Annotated in this window: 10 protein-coding genes and 1 pseudogene; 10 read left to right on the forward strand and 1 reads right to left on the reverse strand. The window is 72.0% G+C overall.

Annotation, left to right across the window (positions count from 1 at the left end; all coding sequences use genetic code 11):
• The first annotated feature begins 555 nt into the window (after positions 1 to 555).
• The 5 genes from leuS (at position 556) to ACFY2B_RS09675 (ending at position 9,858) form a co-directional block, all read left to right on the forward strand.
• Positions 556 to 3,486, forward strand: a complete 2,931-nt coding sequence (gene leuS / locus ACFY2B_RS09655; RefSeq protein ID WP_390762582.1) for a leucine--tRNA ligase — start codon at positions 556 to 558, stop codon at positions 3,484 to 3,486.
• Between the two features lie 154 nt (positions 3,487 to 3,640).
• Positions 3,641 to 4,423, forward strand: coding sequence for a hypothetical protein (locus ACFY2B_RS09660; protein ID WP_390762583.1), 783 nt, complete (start codon positions 3,641 to 3,643; stop codon positions 4,421 to 4,423).
• Positions 4,424 to 4,495: 72 nt separating this feature from the next.
• Complete coding sequence (locus ACFY2B_RS09665; protein ID WP_390762584.1) at positions 4,496 to 5,341, forward strand: DegV family protein; 846 nt, start codon at positions 4,496 to 4,498, stop codon at positions 5,339 to 5,341.
• A gap of 711 nt (positions 5,342 to 6,052) precedes the next feature.
• Complete coding sequence (locus ACFY2B_RS09670; RefSeq protein WP_390762585.1) at positions 6,053 to 6,958, forward strand: helix-hairpin-helix domain-containing protein; 906 nt, start codon at positions 6,053 to 6,055, stop codon at positions 6,956 to 6,958.
• A 281-nt stretch (positions 6,959 to 7,239) separates the two neighbouring features.
• Positions 7,240 to 9,858 (forward strand): ComEC/Rec2 family competence protein, encoded by a 2,619-nt coding sequence (locus ACFY2B_RS09675; protein ID WP_390762661.1) that lies wholly within the window; start codon positions 7,240 to 7,242, stop codon positions 9,856 to 9,858.
• Between the two features lie 45 nt (positions 9,859 to 9,903).
• On the opposite strand, the gene ACFY2B_RS09680 is transcribed toward ACFY2B_RS09675, so the two are convergent.
• The gene (locus tag ACFY2B_RS09680; RefSeq protein WP_390762586.1) at positions 9,904 to 10,254 is read right to left on the reverse strand and encodes a DoxX family protein; all 351 of its coding nucleotides are present in this window, start codon (positions 10,252 to 10,254) and stop codon (positions 9,904 to 9,906) included.
• 119 nt (positions 10,255 to 10,373) lie between these two features.
• On the opposite strand from ACFY2B_RS09680, the pseudogene ACFY2B_RS09685 reads away from it, so the two are divergent.
• The 5 genes and pseudogenes from ACFY2B_RS09685 to holA form a co-directional block, all read left to right on the forward strand.
• A pseudogene (locus ACFY2B_RS09685) lies at positions 10,374 to 11,255 on the forward strand (LysR family transcriptional regulator); the annotation flags it as partial.
• Between the two features lie 182 nt (positions 11,256 to 11,437).
• The gene (locus tag ACFY2B_RS09690) at positions 11,438 to 11,590 is read left to right on the forward strand and encodes a hypothetical protein (protein WP_390762587.1); all 153 of its coding nucleotides are present in this window, start codon (positions 11,438 to 11,440) and stop codon (positions 11,588 to 11,590) included.
• A gap of 239 nt (positions 11,591 to 11,829) precedes the next feature.
• Complete coding sequence (locus ACFY2B_RS09695; RefSeq protein WP_390762588.1) at positions 11,830 to 12,711, forward strand: YceI family protein; 882 nt, start codon at positions 11,830 to 11,832, stop codon at positions 12,709 to 12,711.
• A gap of 48 nt (positions 12,712 to 12,759) precedes the next feature.
• Positions 12,760 to 13,005, forward strand: coding sequence for a hypothetical protein (locus ACFY2B_RS09700; RefSeq protein ID WP_390762589.1), 246 nt, complete (start codon positions 12,760 to 12,762; stop codon positions 13,003 to 13,005).
• A gap of 57 nt (positions 13,006 to 13,062) precedes the next feature.
• Positions 13,063 to 14,052, forward strand: coding sequence for a DNA polymerase III subunit delta (gene holA, locus ACFY2B_RS09705; RefSeq protein WP_390762590.1), 990 nt, complete (start codon positions 13,063 to 13,065; stop codon positions 14,050 to 14,052).
• Positions 14,053 to 14,100 lie beyond the last annotated feature (48 nt).

Consider the following 14,100-nt stretch of genomic DNA (forward strand, 5'->3'; position numbering starts at 1 on the left):
TTCTGCGTGTGCGGGGCCCGTTTGTGCACGGCGGCCCTTCCCGTGCGGCGGCGGGTCCCCCGGGCCCGGACGACCATGCCGTTCACGTGCTCGGTGGCCCAGGGCGCGCCGACCACGGCCCTGGGGGGCCGGAAGGTTGCGCGGGACGGCCCGCGGCCCCGGCGCGGCGTCCAGCCCACGTAGATCTTCTGGGGCGGATCCCACTGCCGCACTCTGAGCGGCGTCGTACCGATCAGTACGAGGTTTGAGTCATTGCGTGGCATCAAAGGACGACGCGAGCGTTGTGACGCCTCTTGGCGGGTGTTACGCGAAGTAACAACTTCATGTGGTTCAGTGCTCGTCGTGTCGACCAGGCGTACGGAAGCCCGTCGCGGCTCGCTCAAGGGCTGCGGTAGTCTGTCGCCATGCGTGCCGTACGCCTTCTGCTTAGCGGGCCGCGCTGATCAGTCCCGACCGCCGGTGAATCCCGTGGTCGGCATCGGCGCGGCGTCCCCTCCTGTGTGAGGGGATTTTTCGTTTCCGCAGGCAGAGACGACCTATGGAGCTTTGAGGATCATGAGCGAGACGAACCCCGCCGCTTCCGCCACGTCGGCGGAGGTGGCGCCGAACCGCTACACGGCTGCCATGGCCGCTGACATCGAGGCACGCTGGCAGGACTTCTGGGACGCCGAGGGCACGTACGCCGCGCCGAACCCCAAGGGTGACCTGGCCGGCGATCCCGCGACGGTTGCCGAGCCCAAGAAGTTCATCATGGACATGTTCCCGTACCCCTCCGGTGCGGGCCTGCACGTCGGTCACCCCCTGGGCTACATCGCCACCGACGTCTTCGCCCGGTTCCAGCGGATGACCGGCCACAACGTCCTGCACACCCTGGGCTTCGACGCCTTCGGCCTGCCCGCGGAGCAGTACGCCGTGCAGACCGGCACGCACCCGCGCGTGTCCACCGAGGCCAACATCGAGAACATGAAGTCCCAGCTGCGCCGGCTGGGCCTGGGCCACGACAAGCGCCGGTCCTTCGCCACGATCGACCCGGACTACTACAAGTGGACCCAGTGGATCTTCCTGCAGATCTTCAATTCCTGGTACGACGACGAAGCCGCCAAGGCCCGCCCGATCTCCCAGCTGATCGCCCAGTTCGAGTCCGGTGAGCGGGCCGTACCGGGCCACACGCGCGCGTGGCACGAGCTGACCGCCGTCGAGCGCGCCGACGTCCTGGGCGACTTCCGCCTGGCCTACGCCTCCGACGCGCCCGTCAACTGGTGCCCCGGCCTGGGCACCGTGCTGGCCAATGAGGAGGTCACCGCCGACGGCCGCTCCGAGCGCGGCAACTTCCCGGTCTTCAAGGCCAAGCTGCGGCAGTGGAACATGCGCATCACCGCGTACGCCGACCGCCTGCTGACGGACCTGGAGGAGCTGGACTGGCCCGAGGCCATCAAGCTGCAGCAGCGCAACTGGATCGGCCGCTCCGAGGGCGCCCGCGTCGACTTCCCGATCGACGGCGAGCACATCACGATCTTCACCACCCGCCAGGACACCCTGTTCGGCGCGACCTACATGGTGCTGGCCCCCGAGCACCCGCTGGTCGAGAAGTTCACCCCGGCGGTCTGGCCCGAGGGGACCCACGCCGTGTGGACCGGCGGCCACGCCACGCCCGCCGACGCCGTCGCCGCCTACCGCGCGCAGGCCGCCGCCAAGTCGGACGTGGAGCGCCAGGCCGAGGCCAAGGACAAGACGGGTGTCTTCACCGGCGCCTTCGCCACCAACCCGGTCAACGGCGAGAAGATCCCCGTCTTCATCGCCGACTACGTACTGATGGGCTACGGCACCGGCGCGATCATGGCCGTCCCGGCTCACGACACCCGTGACTTCGCCTTCGCGCGGGCCTTCGAACTGCCGATCCGGTGCGTCGTCGAGCCGTCCGACGGCCGCGACACCGACCCGTCCACCTGGGACGACGCCTTCGCCTCGTACGACGCGAAGATCATCAACTCCTCCGGTGAGGACGTGAAGCTGGACGGCCTGGGCGTAGCCGACGCCAAGGCGCGCATCACCGAGTGGCTGGAGCGCAAGGGCATCGGTGAGGGCACCGTCAACTTCCGGCTGCGTGACTGGCTGTTCAGCCGCCAGCGCTACTGGGGCGAGCCCTTTCCGATCGTCTACGACGAGGACGGCACCGCCCACGCGCTGCCCGAGTCGATGCTGCCCCTGGCGCTGCCCGAGGTCGAGGACTACTCGCCGCGCACCTTCGACCCGGACGACGCCGACACCCGGCCCGAGACGCCGCTGTCGCGCAACGCGGACTGGGTCAACGTCACCCTGGACCTGGGCGACGGGCCGAAGAAGTACCGCCGCGAGACCAACACCATGCCCAACTGGGCCGGTTCCTGCTGGTACGAGCTGCGCTACCTGGACCCGCACAACGACCGGCAACTGGTCGACCCCGAGATCGAGCGGTACTGGATGGGCCCGCGCGAGGGCATGCCGCACGGCGGCGTCGACCTGTACGTCGGCGGCGCCGAGCACGCCGTACTGCACCTGCTGTACGCCCGCTTCTGGTCCAAGGTCCTGTACGACCTGGGACACGTCTCCTCCGCGGAGCCGTTCCACAAGCTGTTCAACCAGGGCATGATCCAGGCGTACGTCTACCGCGACAGCCGCGGCATCGCGGTGCCCGCCGCCGAGGTGGAGGAGCGCGACGGCGCCTACTACCACCAGGGCGAGAAGGTCACCCGTCTGCTGGGCAAGATGGGCAAGTCCCTGAAGAACGCGGTGACGCCCGACGAGATCTGCGCCGAGTACGGGGCCGACACGCTGCGCCTGTACGAGATGGCGATGGGTCCCCTGGACGTGTCCCGGCCGTGGGACACGCGCGCGGTGGTCGGCCAGTTCCGGCTGCTGCAGCGGCTGTGGCGCAACATCGTCGACGAGACGACCGGCGAGGTCACCGTCTCCGACGCGGAACCCGACGAGGAGACGCTGCGCGCCCTGCACAAGGCGATCGACGGCGTCCGCCAGGACCTGGAGGGCCTGCGCTTCAACACCGCCATCGCCAAGGTCACGGAGCTGAACAACCACCTGACCAAGGTGTACGGAGGAGGGGCCGCGGGAACGTCGGCGGAGGCCGGCGGCGGGCGGCGGACCGGCACGGTGCCGCGGCCGGTCGCTGAGGCGCTGGTGCTGATGGTCGCGCCGCTGGCCCCGCACATCGCCGAGGAACTGTGGCACCGGCTGGGGCACACCGACACCGTCGTCCACCGGGACTTCCCGGTCGCCGACCCGGCGTACGCCGTCGACGAGACCGTGACCTGCGTCGTCCAGGTCAAGGGCAAGGTCAAGGCCCGCCTGGAGGTCCCGCCGGGCATCTCCGAGCAGGAACTGGAGAAGGCGGCACTGGCCGACGAGAAGGTCGTCGCCGCACTGGACGGCGCCGCCATCCGCAAGGTGATCGTGCGGGCGCCGAAGCTGGTGAACATCGTCCCGGCGTAAGCGCGGGGACGGCTGGGACGTATGCGCGGGGACGCCGCCTCCGGGGCGTCCCCTACGGGCAGGTCCGGGGTTTTTCTGGAACCCCGGGCCTGCCTGTTGCGTTTACCGTGGAGGAGCGGGGCGGGTCGCGTCGCGAGGTCGGAGGAGGAGCGCCGTGGAAGCAGTGATCGCAGTGTTCGCCGTGCTCTTTCTGCTCTGCGTCCTTCTGGGCGGGTATGTCACGATCAAGGCGGTCGGCGCGGCCAAACGAGGCATCGACCGTACGGTCACACAGGCCCGCCGCACGGTCGAGGACCACACGCTGCGCGCGAAGTCCTTCGCCCAGCCGGGCCCGGTCGGCGAGGTCGCCAAGCTCCGGCTCGACCTGCGCACCTCGATGCGGGCCACGCAGGACACGCTGCACGCGGGCGTGGCGGAAGACACGGCGCTGCGGGAATCGCTCGGTCTCTTCGAGCGGCTGAGCGCGCACGGGCAGGAACTGGACCACGAACTCAAGCGCCTGGAGTCGGAGCCGGACCGGGCCACGCTCGCCGCGCGGATGCCCGAACTGCGCAGGCGCACCGAGCGGATCACCCAGTCCGCGGACGCGCTGCGGTGGGCCGCCCTCGACCGCGCGCAGCGCTTCGGCGAAGACGACCTGGACGCGCTGAGCGCGCAGATCGACGTCGAGGCGGGCGCGCTGCGGCACTGGCAGCGCGACGAGCCGACACCTCCCGCGGCTTCCCCGACCGCGCCCGGACAGCCGGGACCCGCGCCGTCCGCGTCGCCCCCGTGGCCCGAAGCCCCCGCCGGCGACGGCTCGAACGGCCCGCAGACCTGGTCCCGGTCCGAGCGATCCGGACCCGCGGGGGAACAACCCCGCCCGGCCATCAAGCCGCCCGGCGGGCGTCCGGCCCACCCGTGGCAGAAGAAGCCACGGCCCGAGAGCACCACCTGATGTCACCGGCCCCGACGCAGGTGTGAGGGGGCGGGCTGCAATGCGGGCTATACGCCAGGTAACCTCCAGCTCATGTCCCGCCATGTCGCGATCGTCACCGATTCAACGGCCTACCTGCCGCCCCGGACGATGGAGCGGCATGGCATCACCGCGGTACCCCTGACCGTGGTCCTCGGCGACCAGGCGCTCGAAGAGGGCACCGAGATCTCGACCCGTTCCCTGGCCCAGGCACTGCAGAAACGGCGCCCCGTCACCACCTCCCGCCCCAGCCCGTCGATGTTCGCGGAGACCTACCGCGCGGTGGCCGAGTCCGGCGCCACGGGCATCGTCTCGCTGCACCTCTCCGCCGAGTTGTCGGGTACGTACGACGCCGCGGTCGTCGCGGCCCGTGAGGCTCCGGTGCCGGTGCGCGTGGTGGACACCGGGATGGTCGCGATGGCCCTCGGCTTCTGCGCGCTCGCCGCCGCCGAGACCGCGGAGTCGGGCGGCACGATGGACGAGGCCGTCACGGCGGCCGAGAAACGGGCCGCGGGCACCTCCGCCTACTTCTACGTCGACACGCTCGACTATCTGCGCCGCGGCGGCCGCATCGGCGCCGCGGCGGCCCTGTTGGGCTCCGCCCTCGCCGTGAAACCGCTGCTGCAACTGGAAGGCGGCCGCATCGAGCTGCTGGAGAAGGTGCGTACGGCGTCGAAAGCGATCGCCCGCCTGGAGGAGATCGTCGTCGAGCGGGTGGGCGGTGCCGAGGCCGACATCGCCGTCCACCATCTCGCCGCACCCGACCGGGCCTCGGCCGTCGCCGAACGGCTGCGAGCGCGGGTACCGGGGCTGGCCGACCTGCATGTCAGCGAGGTCGGAGCGGTGATCGGTGCGCACACCGGGCCCGGGTTGCTCGGCGCCGTCGTCTCGCCGAGGTGACGGGCGTGCGCGGGGATGGCCACCCCGTGACAGCCGTAGCCGTAGCCGTAGCCGGCCGTGCCGTGCACTCGTGTGGGTGACGGGGTTTTCCACAACCGGTGGGTAATCCCCGGGAATTGAGCAAGATCATCGCGAACTGGTGGAATGCCCGATCCTCGTCGCATGCCACTTCGATCACGCTCACGCATCACGACCCCGACCAGCGGCCCGGGCCGCGGTCCCGCCTCCGACGGCCGCACCCGGCATCGGCGTCCACCTGGTCACGGCTACGCCCGCCGGCGGCACGCACGGGCGGAGGAACTGCGCCGCCGCGCGGAAATCCTCTTCGGCGAACGCGCTGAGGAAGGCCGGACATGGAAGGAACGCGGGGAGCCGGGCGAAGGCCGACAGCCGGGCGAACCCCGCGGATCTGGTGAACCCCGTGGATCGGATGAACGGCGGGGCTCGGGTGAACGCCAGCAGCCGGTTGTCAGCCAGAAGGCGTTTGCACGCACGGAGCCGGGCGTGCGCGGCGGATCAGACGCGCGCAGCGAGTCCGGCGGGTGCCGGGAGCCCATTGCACCTCGGGAGGCGGGCCACGGACCGCCGGTTGCACGGTCTCGTGTTCCTCCCCCGACGCTGACCGGCAGGGTGTTCGGAACGGCACCCGGAATGAATCCTGCGCGGCCGGCGGCCATGCCCGCGCCGCCGAAGCTCGATGCCGTGAATGGGGTGAACACCCTACGAGCGGACGACCCGGGTGACCCAGATGACCCGGACCACTCAGGCCACTCGCACGGCCCGCATGGCCCGCATGGCCCGGACGACCCGGACGACCCGGATGACCCGGACGAGTCAGCCACACCGGGCTGGCGGGAGCGCATCGGGACCACCCTGCGGGAGCGGATGCCGGTGTGGTTGCAGGCCAGGTGCGGACTGGAGCAACGGGGTGTGATCGCGCTCTCGGTGCTGCTCGCCGCGGCCGCAGTGTTCGCCGTGCAGCACTTCTGGACCGGTCGCACCCAGTCCGTAAGCGCGCCGGAAGTGGTAAGGGTGCAGACGCCGTTCGCTGTGGAGGCCAAGGGCGCGGAGGGCGGGCAGGGTGAGGAGAGCGAGGCGGGCGGGAGGGCCGGTGCGGGCGGAAGTCCGGGACCGGGGGCTTTGGCCGGAGCTGTGCAGGGGGCCGCGGGCGCGGAGATCGTGGTCGACGTCAGTGGGAAGGTCCGCAAGCCCGGAATCCATCGGCTGCCCGCGGGTTCACGGGTCGTCGACGCCCTGAGCGCGGCGGGCGGAGTGCGCCCGGGCACGGACACCGACGGCCTCAACCGGGCCCGCTTCCTGGCGGACGGCGAGCAGATTGTCGTCGGTGCTCCCGGGGCGGCGCCCGGACCCGGATTCGGCGGGGCGACCGGATCCGGTCCGGCGGGCACCGCGCCCGGAGCGGCGGCCCCGGTTCCGCTCAACACGGCCACCGTGGACCAACTCGACGCCCTGCCCGGGGTGGGCCCCGTGCTGGCCCGGCACATCATCGAGTACCGCACCCAGCACGGCGGATTCCGCTCCGTCGACGAACTCCGCGAGGTCAACGGCATCGGCGACCAGCGCTTCGCCGACCTGAGGAATCTGGTACGGCCATGAACCGCGAGCCCAGCGCCCTGAATCCCGCCGCTCCTGAGCCCACCGCTCCCGAGGCCGCTGCTCTTGAACCCACCGCTCCACAGCCCACTACTCCACAGCCCACTACTCCACAGCCCACCGCCCCTCAGGCGACCACCTCTGAACTCACTACCTCTGAGCCCACTGCCTCTCGGCCCACCGCCCTGGAGCCCACGCTGTCCGATGCCACGGTGTCCGGAGGCGCCGATGGTCGACCCGCCACCGCTGCGGCCTCCCTGCACACACCGTCCACCCGCCCCGCCGTGCACGCGGCCTCCGGGCGCCGACTCGGCGACGCGCACCCCCGCCAGGAGGGGCCGACGGACCTGCGTCTCGTACCGCCCGCGCTGGCGGCCTGGGCGACGGCTGCGGTCACGTTGGACACCCCACCGTCATGGACTGCCGGAGTCGCGGCCGGGGCGCTGATCGTGGCGCTTGTGCTGCTCCTGACCCGTAGGGGCCGGGCCGGCCGACGCCGTGCTACAGGGCAGGCGAACGGCCCGCCCGCGGATTCCCCGCCGCCGGCGAGCCCGCCCGCCTGGTTCACCTGGCCCCGGACCTCGGTAGCCGCCGTACTGCTGTGCGTGGCCGCGGCCGCCGTGTCCGGCGGGCTGCACGGGGCGGACACCGACCGGGGACCGGTGCCGGAGCTGGCCCGCCGCCATGCCACGGTGACCGCGGAGGTCCGGCTCGGCTCCGACCCCTGGCTCAGCAGACCACGGGTGCGAGGCGACCACACCGCCCCGGCCGCCGTGCTGGCCCGCGCCGAGGTACGGCGCGTGGAGCGGACCGATGGGTCGGCGATGACGACCCGGGCACCCGTGCTGATGATCGTGGACACGGACGTCCCGGCACCAGCGCGTCCCGATGCCCCGGCACCGGCGCACCCGGACGTTCCGGGGCCCGGACCTGCCTCCGAAAGCGGCCCGCGCAGTGCGCGTTCGGCCTGGCTCGGTCTGTTGCCCTCCACCCGGTTGCGAGTGAGCGCGCGACTGGCCCCCGTGCTGGCGGCCGGCGACGGGCTGGCCGCGGTGCTACGGGTCACGGAGGCGGACGCGCCGGAGATCGTGGGTGAACCGAACGGGCCGCAGCGACTGGCGGGCCGGCTGCGGGCCGGGCTGCGTACGGCGACCGAGGGACTGTCCGCCGACGCGCGGGCGCTGCTGCCCGGACTGGTCGTCGGGGACACCTCCCGCATCACCCCCGAGTTGGACGAGGCATTCAAGGAGACGGATCTGGCGCACACACTGGCCGTCTCCGGAAGCAACCTCACCATCCTGCTCATCCTGCTCGTCGGACCGCCCGGCCTGGCGGCGCACGTCGAACGCCGCGGACTCGCGCCGCGCCTCGGGCTCTCGCTGCGGAGCACGGCACTGCTCGCTGGGACGCTCACCCTCGGTTTCGTCGTCGTGTGCCGCCCCGATCCGAGCGTGCTGCGGGCGGCGGCCTGCGGAGCCGTGGCGCTGGTGGCCCTGGCCACCGGACGCCGCCGGTCCCTGATCCCCGCGCTGGCAACGGCCGTACTGCTGCTGGTCCTCTACGACCCGTGGCTGGCCCGCAGCTACGGTTTCCTGCTGTCGGTGCTGGCGACCGGTGCGTTGCTGGTGCTCGCGCCGGGGTGGAGCGCGGCGCTGCGCAGACGCGGGGTGCCGCGGCGGGCGGCGGAGGCATTGGCCGCGGCCGCCGCGGCGCAGGCAGTCTGTGCGCCGGTCGTCGCCGTGCTGTCGGCGCGGGTGAGCCTGGTGGCGGTGCCGTGCAACCTGCTCGCCGAGATCGCCGTCGCGCCTGCCACGGTGCTGGGATTCGCGGCGCTGGCCACCGCGCCGCTGGCGATGCCCGTGGCCAAGGCGCTCGCCTGGTGTGCGAGTTGGCCGGCCGACTGGATCGCGCGGGTCGCCCGGACCGGGGCCGCGCTGCCCGGTGGGGGAGTGGACTGGCCGGGCAGTTGGACGGGGGCGCTGCTGCTCGCCGCGGTCACGGTGACCGTTGTGCTGGTCGGACGGCGGCTGCTGCGGCACCCGTGGTGGTGCGGAGTCTGCGTGCTGCTGCTCCTGCTGTTGGTGATACGGCCGGCGCCGCTCACCCGGGTGATCACGGGCTGGCCGCCGCCCGGCTGGCGGTACGCGATGTGTGACGTCGGGCAGGGGGACGCGGCGGTGCTCGCGGTGGGCGAGGGCAGCGGGGTGGTCGTGGACGCGGGCCCCGATCCGAAACTGGTCGACCGCTGCCTGCGGGACCTCGGCATCACCCGTGTCCCGCTCCTGCTGATCACTCATTTCCACGCCGACCATGTCGCGGGACTGCCCGGTGTGCTGCGCGGGCGCTCGGTGGCCGCGATCGAGACGACCGGCTTCGAAGAACCCGCGGAGCAGGCGGAGTTCGTGAGGAGGGAAGCGGCTCGGCATCGTGTCCCGGTGACCCGCGCCGTCGCGGGAGAACGGCGGCGCACCGGTCCGCTCACCTGGCAGGTGCTGTGGCCGCCGCCGCGCCCGGGACCGGAACCGGACGGTCCGAACGATGCGAGCGTGACGTTGCTCGTCCGGTCGGCCGGGCTGCGGCTGCTGCTGCTCGGCGACTTGGAACCGCCGGCCCAGCAGGCGCTGTCGAGGTCTCCGGCAGCGGCCGGGCTGGCCCGGGTGGACGTGCTCAAGGTCGCGCACCATGGCTCGGCCTACCAGGACCCGGAGCTGATACGGCTGGTGGCACCGCGGGTGGCGCTGGTCTCGTGCGGCGCGGACAACCCGTACGGCCATCCGGCGCCCAGCACCGTGGCGGCGCTGCGGGCGTCGGGGGCGGTGGTGCTGCGCACGGACCGGGACGGTTCGCTCGCCGTCGCCGGATCGGGCAAGCCGGGTGGGGAACTGCGGGTGACGCGCGAGTGAGGGCCGGAGACCCCGTGAGCTGTGCCCGGCGCAAGCGGTCGACGGTCATCGCGCGGTGGCGAGGACGAGGGAGGCGGTGGCGAGCCCGAGGTAGCCGACCGGGAAGGCGATGTTGTGGTACACGCGCCTGCGGACGTGTGCGGCGACGGCGCCCAGGAAGAACAGGACGAGTCCCACCGCGGCCGCGATGCCGAGGGGCCGGGCGCCCAGGAGCCCGAGCAGGAGTCCGGCGGCCCCGGCTGCCTTGGCCGTGGCGAGCCACGGGAGCCAGGACCGCGGCAGCCTCACCTCGGCCGAGTTGGCGAGGACGAATCCGGCCCGCAGCAGGTCCGCGACGGCGATCCCGGCGTTGGCCACGATGGTGACGACGGTGACGATCACATAGGCGGTGATCATGAGCCTCCCCTTTCGGCCGGGTGCATCGCGGGCGGGTGCGGGTAACTGCCCACTCATCTGTGAAAAGCCTTGCCGATCCTCCGTTTGGCGTCCAATACCTGCATCTATAACCTGAAAGCATGGATGTGGACACCCGGCTGCTGCGTTCCTTCGTCGCCGTGGCGGAGACGGGGAGTCTGACCCGTGCGGCAGAGCGGCTGTTCCTCTCCCAACCGGCGCTGACCAAGCAGATCAAGCAGTTGGAGGGCAGGCTCGGGCTACGGCTGTTCACCCGGTCCCGGTCCGGGATGGCCCTCACCGAACCAGGTCGGGCCCTGGCGGAGCGGGCGCCCGCTCTGCTGGCCGACTGGGACCGGTTGCTGCGGGAGACGAAGGGGACGGCCGCACGGGCGGCCCGTGTGCTGCGGGTCGGCTTCCTGGCCAGCGCCGCCAACGAGGCGACCCAGCGCATCGTCGCGGAGTTCGGCCGGCGCCGGCCGGGCTGGCGGGCCGACATGCGACAGGCCGCCTGGTCGAACCCGACGGCCGGGCTCGCCGACGGCGACAGCGATGTCGCCCTGCTGCGGCTGCCCTTCCCCGGCCAGGAGGCCCTGCGGGTGGCGGTGCTGTTCAGCGAGCCACGCTGGATCGCGCTCCCGGCGGGACACCGTTTCGCCGCACGTGACCGGATTGCGTTCCGGGACCTGTGGGACGAACCGTTCGTGGCGGCCCCACCCGAATCGGGGGCCTGGCGGGACTACTGGCTGGCCGCCGGTGAACGCGAGGGCCACCCGGTCCGCGTCGGGGCCGTCACCGACCTGCCCGACGACTGGCTGAGCGCGATCGCCAACGGTTACGGCATCGCCCTCGCCCCCGAATCCGCCGCCCGCTACTACGGCCGGCCCGGCATCGTCTACCGACCTGTCAGCGGCGTCAGCCCCAGCCGGGTGGGTGTCGCGTGGGCGCCCGCCGACGACACCAACCCTGTGGTTCAGGACTTCGTCAGGTCCTGTCTGACCGCTGGATCCCCGCAGGCCGGGACCGGGACGCAGGCTGGAACGGAGACCGGGACCGGGACGCAGGCTGAGCCAGAGCCAGAGCCAGAGCCAGAGCCAGAGCCAGAGCCAGAGGTCGAGCCCGGCGCCAAGCCCGAGCCCGGCGCCAAGGCCAAGCCCGGCGCCAAGGCCAAGCCCGAGCCCGGCGCGTGACTGCGCATCCGGTGGATCCGCGCGGCGGCAAGGTGGGCGGGCGGACGCAGGCGGAGATGCGGATCTGGACCCGGATGCGGTTGCGGATCTGGATGCGGTTGCGGATCTGGATGCGGATGCGGACGCAGGGGCTTCGGCAGCGCGGATGATGTCTGTGGTCCGGGTCCCGATTCCCCGCAACGCCGCGGGCATTCCTGTGTGTTGACTGTGTGAAATTGGAATCCGTCCGACCAATTCCATCCACAGACGGTAAGTTGCTGCTACTCGTACGCAGTCCCATCACATGTGCTGGATTCCTCTGATGTAGGCCCGTGTTGCCTCGAATACCGCATCGGTGATCGAATGCATCTTCGGTAGCAGGAGATGTCGAGGAGCACGGGGGTCGTAGATGTTCGGCCGATTGCTGGGAAATCGCACGAACCGGGCGCGTCGGGCAAGTCCGCTCGCGGCGATCCAGACCCCACCCGACGCCGGGGTGCTCAGCTGCCGGGTGCTCGACCCGGTCAACGAGCCGGTCGCGCACGCGGAGTTCGCGGTCAGCGACGCCATGGGGCGCACGCTGGTCACCGGCGGCACCGACCCCTACGGGTCGTTCATGACGACGGTCCCGGCCGGCGAGTACCGGCTCGCGGTCTCCGCCGACGGCTACACGCCCTACCGGGCGACCGCGCTGGTCGGTGAGAACTCGCTGGCCTCGCTGGGTGATGTGACCCTCCAGGTCGCCGCGCCGCCGGACCTGCCGGCGGCAGGTGACTGGGAGATCGAGCCGACGCATTCCTCGATCGCCTTCACCGCGCGGCACATCGGGCTGGCCCGGATTCACGGACGGTTCAACACCTTCGCCGGGGCGGTGCGGATCGCCGATTCGGTGGAGCAGTCCGCGATGCACGTGGTGATCGACGCGGCGTCCATCGACACGAACGTACAGATGCGCGACGACCACCTGCGCTCGGCGGACTTCCTGGACGTGCAGCGCTTTCCGACGCTGGAGTTCTACAGCGAGCGGTGTGTGCACCGGGGCGGCAGCCGGTGGGCCGTCACCGGCGCGCTCTCGCTGCACGGAGTGACGCGTACGGTCACGCTCGACATGGAGTACCTCGGACTCGGCAACGGCATGGAGGGCGAGACGCGCGCGGCCTGCCGGGCCACCACGGAACTGCACCGGGACGACTTCACCGTGAGCTGGCAGACGATGCTGGCCCGGGGCATCGCCGTGGTCGGACCGAGCATCCAGATCGACCTCGACGTGCAGTTGGTGCCCAAGAGCTGACATCCGGGCCGGTCGTCCGGCACCGCCGCGTCACCGGACAATGGCTCCGTGAGCGATGTGAGACATGTGCTGGTGCTGCCCGACCGCGATGCCGCGCACGAGGTGGCGGAAGCGCTCGGGGAGCGGTTCGGCGTCGTCGAGGAGCCGCGGCTGGTGCGCGACGCGCTGGCCGGTGAGGACGATGCCGAGGACGCCCAGTGGCTCGTCGTCCTGCGGGACGAGGAGGAACGGCTGGACCCGGCGGAACTGGACGCGCTGGCGGGGGAGTGGGAGGGCTGGCGGGAGGAGCCCTAGTACTCCCGCGTCGGCTCGCCGCCCCCGTTGTCAGTGGCCCGTGCGATGCTTGTCGAGATGGCCAGGAAGACCGCTCATGACGACCCTCTCGCCCCGGTGACGCTTGCCGTGGGCCAGGAGGACCTCCTGCTCGACCGTGCCGTGCAGGAGGTGGTGGCCGCCGCCAGGGCCGCCGACGCCGACACGGACGTACGTGACCTGACACCGGACCAGCTCCAGCCCGGCACGCTCGCCGAGTTGACCAGCCCGTCGCTCTTCGCGGAGCGCAAGGTGGTGGTCGTACGCAACGCGCAGGATCTTTCGGCCGACACCGTCAAGGACGTGAAGACCTATCTCGGGGCGCCGGCCGAGGAGATCACGCTCGTGCTGCTGCACGCGGGGGGCGCCAAGGGCAAGGGGCTGCTCGACGCCGCACGCAAGGCGGGGGCGCGGGAGGTGGCCTGCCCGAAGATGACCAAGCCGGCGGACCGGCTCGCCTTCCTGCGGAGCGAGTTCCGCACGCTCGGCCGGTCGGCGACGCCCGAAGCGTGCCAGGCGTTGGTCGACGCGATAGGGAGCGATCTGCGGGAGCTGGCGTCCGCGGTGGCGCAACTGGTCGCGGACATCGAGGGGACGATCGACGAGGCGGTCGTCGGGCGGTACTACACGGGTCGTGCCGAGGCGTCGAGCTTCACGGTGGCGGACCGGGCCGTCGAGGGGCGGACGGCGGAGGCGTTGGAGGCGCTGCGGTGGTCGCTGGCGACCGGGGTCGCGCCGGTGCTGATCACCAGTGCGCTGGCGCAGGGCGTGCGGGCGATCGGGAAGCTGTCGTCGGCGCGCGGCGGGCGTCCCGCCGACCTCGCCCGGGAGCTGGGGATGCCGCCGTGGAAGATCGACCGGGTGCGGCAGCAGATGCGGGGGTGGACGCCCGACGGAGTGGCGGTGGCCCTGCGGGCGGTGGCCGAGGCGGACGCCGGAGTGAAGGGGGGCGGGGACGATCCCGAGTACGCACTGGAGAAGGCCGTCGTGACCATCGCGCGTGCGGCGCGGTCGCGGGGCCGGGGATGATCGGCGGGTCTGAAGCGCGGGCCGGCGATGATCGGCGGGCCTGACGCG

Source organism: Streptomyces sp. NPDC001270 (assembly GCF_042896695.1).
Lineage (GTDB): Bacteria > Actinomycetota > Actinomycetes > Streptomycetales > Streptomycetaceae > Streptomyces.

Coding starts and splice junctions, on each gene's coding strand:
- leuS (WP_390762582.1), top strand. CDS start 556: ATGAGCGAGACGAACCCCGCCGCTTCCGCCACGTCGGCGGAGGTGGCG.
- ACFY2B_RS09665 (WP_390762584.1), top strand. CDS start 4,496: ATGTCCCGCCATGTCGCGATCGTCACCGATTCAACGGCCTACCTGCCG.
- ACFY2B_RS09680 (WP_390762586.1), bottom strand. CDS start 10,254: ATGATCACCGCCTATGTGATCGTCACCGTCGTCACCATCGTGGCCAAC.
- ACFY2B_RS09695 (WP_390762588.1), top strand. CDS start 11,830: ATGTTCGGCCGATTGCTGGGAAATCGCACGAACCGGGCGCGTCGGGCA.
- holA (WP_390762590.1), top strand. CDS start 13,063: ATGGCCAGGAAGACCGCTCATGACGACCCTCTCGCCCCGGTGACGCTT.